Below are 6,003 nucleotides of genomic sequence, written 5' to 3' on the forward strand. Positions count from 1 at the left end.
ACTGCTTCAGCGCCTGATGCAGCAAAAGCCTGATACTAATGCTGCTCTCGTTAATCCTCCTATAACGACAGTTCCTGCAACCGAACATACCTGTTCGATGCCGGACCCTGGAGTAAAACAAAAAAGCCCGCTTGAGGAGCGGGCTTTTAGTAAGTACTAAACTATACTATGAAATCCAGGGAATGTCCTTGAAGTTTGGCTTACGCTTCTCCAGGAAGGCATTTCTACCTTCTTTGGCTTCGTCGGTCATGTAAGCTAAGCGCGTAGCTTCGCCAGCAAATACCTGCTGGCCTACCATACCATCGTCGGTCAGGTTAAAGGCGAACTTCAGCATCTTGATAGAAGTAGGTGATTTCTGTAGTATCTCCTGTGCCCATTGGTAGGCAGTGTCTTCCAATTCGTCGTGCGGGATAACAGCGTTTACCATGCCCATGTCATAAGCTTCCTGCGCCGAGTAACTACGGCCAAGGAAGAAGATCTCGCGGGCACGTTTCTGGCCTACCATTTTGGCCAGGTACGCAGAACCATAACCACCGTCGAAGCTGGTCACGTCGGCATCGGTTTGCTTAAAGATCCCGTGCTCTTTGCTGGCCAGTGTCAGGTCGCAGACTACGTGCAGGCTATGGCCACCGCCTACCGCCCAACCCGGTACTACCGCAATGACTACTTTTGGCATAAAGCGGATCAGGCGCTGTACTTCCAATATGTTCAGGCGCGGTATACCAGACTCATCTACGTACCCTTGGTGGCCGCGCGCATTCTGGTCGCCGCCGCTGCAGAAAGAATAAACGCCATCTTTGGTAGACGGGCCTTCGGCAGAAAGCAGCACGACGCCAATGCTTGTATCCTCACGCGCATCCAAAAACGCATCGAATAACTCGAACACTGTTTTTGGTCGGAAAGCATTGCGTACATTGGGTCTGTTGAAAGCAATACGGGCTACGCCGTCTGCCTTTTTATAGGTTATATCTTCGTATTCCTTTACGGTTGTCCAGTTAGCTTTGCTCATAACATTACTTTTGCTGCAAGTTAGCTTTTTATATTTCCAGGCTCAACTGGTTTTGCCAGGGCGAAGTACCGGTTTACGTGTATGTGGCCTCATCTTCATCACTTTTCTTTCTGTTTCGCCCCTGTTATTTTTAATGACAGGCTTTTCCGTCGCCACTCCACCCGCTGTTATACACAGGCGTTGGGCAGCAAATACATGATGCCTTTCTCACAAAGGCAGATTTATGTGCCACTGAGCCAACACCATCCATTTTGCAGTCAATGTTATGATCTCCGTTTGTCAGGCTTATACTTTTACCTTTATTATATCGCGATATCAAACTTGCTTGACAGCAAACGATTGAGCTGCTTGAGGTCAGCTAATAACTCCAGATGGTTTTGCGTTAATGCTAATTCAGGCTTGTTTATCCGAAACAACTTTTTCAATTCGACCATTTTAAAGTAAAACGATTGAGACTGTAGTTCTAACTGTAGTATCGCTAACTTTTTTTCTATGGCGATCTTTTTTTGTTTAACCGCAAGAATAGTTTCAACAGCCGAATCAAAGTCCAATTCCTCTTGTTCGAGGGACCTTAAAAGTCCGCACTTAAAATCGGCACATTGTTTCGGTCTTTTAGAATAAATATTACAACCATTACAATAGCTGTCACAGGGTTGAAGAAAAAAACCTGCACCATTTGCATCCTCTATATCCATTAATTCTCTCACCACAGGCACCTCTTCACGACTCAGCTGTACAAAGCCAATGAGGGTACCGTCACAACATAATCCGCAGGACAAACAAATATTTTTGGAATCATTCATGTTTTCTGGATTTAAGCATTCCTTTCATATGCTTTATTAAAGGGCATCATCATGTGTTGTTAACGGTTAGATTAGAAAACGGAAAGCGTTTTAAAGCTATTTCACCTCAACGCGTGAACATACGGGTTATAACGCAGATAAACAGAATAACAGTCCCTAAAGCACGTATTCCAGAAGTAGCAAGCCTATAGTGCTTATGTTACAATAGGCTAGAAACCGCATAAAAGTAAAGCTATTAATCCAATCCGCTATCAGGAAGCAGCGCCACAAATGTATGTCCGGGGCAAGTTGAACAAAATTCCGGCTTAGCTGTAGTCTTTATCATAACCATTTCAACGCGTATGTCTGAACTGTTTCGTCCATTAACAATAAGAGAGATCACGTTTAAGAACCGGATTGCGGTGTCACCCATGTGTCAGTATTCCAGCGTAGATGGCTTTGCCAATGACTGGCACCTGGTACACCTGGGCAGCAGAGCCACAGGTGGGGCCGGACTTGTTATTTCAGAAGCCACGGCAGTATCTCCTGAAGGCCGTATTACCCCAGACGACCTGGGTATCTGGAAAGCAGAGCATGTGCCGGAGCTGCAGCGCATCACCGCTTTTTTAGAAGCACAGGGAGCAGTACCTGGTATACAGCTGGCACATGCGGGCCGGAAGGCAAGCCACCAGAGCCCCTGGAAGGGCAGAAAGGCCATACCCGCGAATGAGGAAGGCTGGCAAACGGTACCCCCCAGCGCCATGCCCTTTTTACCTTCTGAGCCGGCACCTATCGAACTGGATGCAGTTGGTATTGTCCAGGTGATTGCAGACTTTAAAGCCGCAGCCCAACGGGCACTAGAGGCAGGCTTTAAAGTAGCGGAGGTGCATGCGGCCCACGGCTATCTGTTGCACGAATTCTACTCCCCGCTTAGCAACAAGCGAACAGACAGGTACGGAGGAAGCTTTGAGAACCGCATCCGCCTGTCGTTAGAAGTAACAGAAGCCGTGCGGGAAGTATGGCCGAAGGAATATCCGCTTTTTGTGCGCATCTCTGCCACCGACTGGACCGAAGGTGGGTGGACAGGGGAAGATGCTGTGGAATTGGCAAAAGCATTGCGTACCAAAGGAGCCGACCTGATCGATTGCTCTACAGGCGGTAACGTCCCGAAGGCAGACATTCCTGTTGGCCCCTGCTACCAGACCCGTTTTGCGACCCGCATTAAAAAAGAAGCGGACATCTTAACAGGAGCCGTTGGCATGATCACTACCGCACAGGAAGCCGAGTCCATTATAGCGGAGGGCCGCGCCGACTTGGTACTGCTGGCACGGAAACTCCTGCGCGACCCGCACTTCCCGCTACATGTCGCCCAGGAGTTGGGGGCAGATGTAACCTGGCCGCTACAGTACGAACGGGCTAAGCCCCGCCCCTAACAGCTGTCCCTGTTGCTATACTTGAGCCGGTTACCCTGTGTAAACCGGCTCTTTCCTTTTAAAAGCCGGGAATTTATTTTACTCTATCTTCGTAACCCGTATAAGTCTTTACACCCTTCCGATATGATGCTTATGCTCAAACTCTCTTTTCTGTTACTTATGGCCACAACTACCGCCCTTTTTTCAGGTAAAGACAGGCATTACCACAAGAATTATGATGCTTATCCTACTGCTCCGGATGCCAGTCTCTGGCTGGCGTACAGCCCCCAGCAGACGACCTTTAGCCTGTGGTCGCCGGTAGCAGAAGAGGTGAAAGTAAACCTCTATGAGCAAGGGGAAGGCGGAAAGCAACTGGGACAACACCCGCTCCTGAAAGAAAACAACGGACTTCGGAAGCTGTCCCTGGATCAAGACCTGCAGGGTACCTATTACACTTACCAGGTAAAAGTAAATGGCCATTGGCTACAGGAAACACCGGGCATTTACGCTACTGCCGTGGGGGTGAATGGCAAGAGGGCTATGGTACTGGACTTAGCCACTACCGATCCCGAAGGCTGGCAGCAAGACAAAGGCCCTGCCGTAGACAAGCCCAACGAGGTGATCATCTACGAAGCGCACGTCCGGGACATCACCAGCAGCCCGAGCTCGGGTAGCAGCAAGCCAGGTAAGTTCTTAGGCCTGGTAGAAAACGGCACGACCACAAAAGAGGGGCTTACCACCGGGATTGATCACATGAAGGAACTCGGTATTACCCACGTACACCTGCTCCCCTCTTTCGACTTCCGGTCAGTGGATGAGGCAGCGCTGGACAAGCCGCAGTTTAACTGGGGCTACGATCCGCAGAACTACAACGTGCCGGAAGGCTCTTATTCCTCTGACCCCTATCAGGCAGAGGTACGCATCAAAGAGTTCAAGCAGATGGTACAGGGCTTCCACCAGAATGGGATAGGCGTGGTACTGGACGTGGTGTACAACCACACGGGCGAAACCGAGCACTCGAACTTTAACCTGGAGGTGCCGGGGTATTATTACCGCCACACCCCTGAAGGGAAGTGGTCGGACGCTTCGGCCTGCGGAAACGAGACAGCCAGCGAACGGGCCATGATGCGCAAGTACATCATCGAGTCCTGCAAGTTTTGGGCAAAGGAATACCACATCGACGGTTTCCGCTTCGACCTGATGGGCATACACGACGTGGAAACCATGAACCAGCTGACAGAGGAACTTAAAAAGATAAACCCGAACATCTTCGTGTATGGCGAAGGCTGGACTGCCGGAAAAAGCCCCTTGCCGGACAAGGAGAAGGCCCTGAAAGCAAACACCTACAAGTTAAAAAGTGTGGCTGCTTTCAGCGATGACATCCGCGACGGCCTGAAAGGCTCTGTGTTTGAGGAGAAGTCCAGAGGTTTTGTCAGCGGCGCGAAAGACACAGAGGAGTCTGTCAAGTTTGGAGTGGTCGGCAGCATCAAGCATCCACAGGTCAACTACACGAAAATTAATTACTCCAAAGCTCCCTGGGCCAATGAACCCTGGCAGTCGGTATCTTATGTCTCGTGCCACGACAACCACACGCTTTTCGACAAGTTAAAGATCTCCTGTAAAGGCGCTTCCAAAGAAGAACTGAAGAAGATGCACATGCTCTCGAACGCGGTCGTGCTTACCTCCCAGGGCATCCCTTTCCTGCATGCCGGTGTGGAGCTGCTACGGACCAAGAACGGGGAACACAACAGCTACAACCTCCCCGACTCCGTGAACCAGATTAACTGGGCCTGGAAAGCGGAAAACAAGGAGGTGTTTGACTATTACAAAGGCCTGATTACGCTCCGGAAAGCACACCCCGCTTTCCGGATGCCTTCTGCCGATATGGTGAACAAGCACCTGCACTTCACTGTGTCTGAGCCAGGGCTGATCGGCTACCAGATACGAGACCATGCGCACAACGACAAATGGAAAAACATCCGGGTGTATTACAACGCCCGTAAAAGCCCTGCTGCGATTAAGCTGGATGGAGCCTGGCAGGTCTCTGTTTCGGGGCAGGACATCGATCTAAAGGGGAGTAGGACAGTAAAGGACAAAGTGGTAGTGCCGCCCGTGTCGATGCTGGTTTTGTTCCAGGAGTAAGTAAGGTAAATTGATTAAGGTATTTTGTCTACGCATTTAGATCAGCAAGCGGTCCTTTTCTCTTATCACCATCTCCAGTGTCATCTCGCACTTCGGGAGAGATGACAGGATAATATAAGCTTCTAAGCAACCTTACTTAGAAGCTGCTGGAAAAGCTGTTGCGTACGTTTATCGGTGAGATACACTACAACGGCATAATCCGTAAAGGCTTTGCTGGCTACAGGAGCACCTTATCACCCTCCTGCTAAACAGCCTGTACCCACCCCTACCCCCTCCGAGGCTAGGCTGTGTCTGATGAATACTTTTTCAGGTAAAATCTAATGAAAGCCAGCTTCACCATAGCCATGAAGCTGACGGCTAGCTTTTCATATCGAGTAGCAATTCTGCGATACTCTTTAAGCCAGCCGATAGCCTGCTCAACGCCTGCTCTTTTCTTATAGGTCTCTCTATCGAAGCGATGATGAGGCCCCCTTCTTCTTCTTTTGGTTCCAGCACGCAACTGCCTTTCAGGAATCATTCCCTTGATGCCTCTGCGGGCCAGCTCCTTTCTTAAGTAGCCTGCGTCGTATGCCTTATCTGCAACTACTTCCTCTGGCCTGGTTCTTTTACGGCCCCTTTTCAGAGGAATCTTTACCTGTTTCAACACTGGGTGAAAAAA

The 6,003-nt window shown here is 49.8% G+C and carries 6 protein-coding genes; 2 read left to right on the plus strand and 4 right to left on the minus strand.

Annotated features, from left to right (window positions below):
* Nucleotides 1-166: 166 nt before the first annotated feature.
* From CHB92_RS23105 to CHB92_RS23115, 3 genes are all read right to left on the minus strand, one after another.
* A complete protein-coding gene (locus CHB92_RS23105; protein WP_089321609.1) occupies nucleotides 167-1,009 on the minus strand; it encodes a 1,4-dihydroxy-2-naphthoyl-CoA synthase in 843 nt (280 codons plus the stop codon).
* 130 nt (nucleotides 1,010-1,139) lie between these two features.
* Nucleotides 1,140-1,328 (minus strand): PhnA domain-containing protein, encoded by a 189-nt coding sequence (locus CHB92_RS26525; protein WP_373422681.1) that lies wholly within the window; start codon nucleotides 1,326-1,328, stop codon nucleotides 1,140-1,142.
* Nucleotides 1,312-1,812: a YkgJ family cysteine cluster protein gene (locus tag CHB92_RS23115; RefSeq protein ID WP_089321611.1), complete on the minus strand. Its 501-nt coding sequence runs from the start codon at nucleotides 1,810-1,812 to the stop codon at nucleotides 1,312-1,314. The genes CHB92_RS26525 and CHB92_RS23115 overlap by 17 nt, the downstream gene beginning before the upstream one ends.
* Nucleotides 1,813-2,153: 341 nt before the next feature.
* Here CHB92_RS23115 and CHB92_RS23120 point away from each other — a divergent pair, with 341 nt between their 5' ends.
* Both CHB92_RS23120 and pulA read left to right on the plus strand, forming a co-directional pair.
* Complete coding sequence (locus CHB92_RS23120) at nucleotides 2,154-3,224, plus strand: NADH:flavin oxidoreductase/NADH oxidase (RefSeq protein WP_089321612.1); 1,071 nt, start codon at nucleotides 2,154-2,156, stop codon at nucleotides 3,222-3,224.
* A 123-nt stretch (nucleotides 3,225-3,347) separates the two neighbouring features.
* Entirely contained in the window at nucleotides 3,348-5,345 is a 1,998-nt protein-coding gene (pulA, locus tag CHB92_RS23125; protein ID WP_218824302.1) for a type I pullulanase, read from the plus strand.
* 280 nt (nucleotides 5,346-5,625) lie between these two features.
* Here pulA and CHB92_RS23130 read toward each other — a convergent pair.
* Nucleotides 5,626-6,003, minus strand: a 378-nt coding sequence (locus tag CHB92_RS23130; RefSeq protein WP_144266369.1) for a transposase, incomplete at its 5' end; no start/stop codon positions are given.

Source organism: Pontibacter ummariensis, from assembly GCF_900188175.1.
Taxonomy (GTDB): Bacteria; Bacteroidota; Bacteroidia; order Cytophagales; family Hymenobacteraceae; genus Pontibacter; species Pontibacter ummariensis.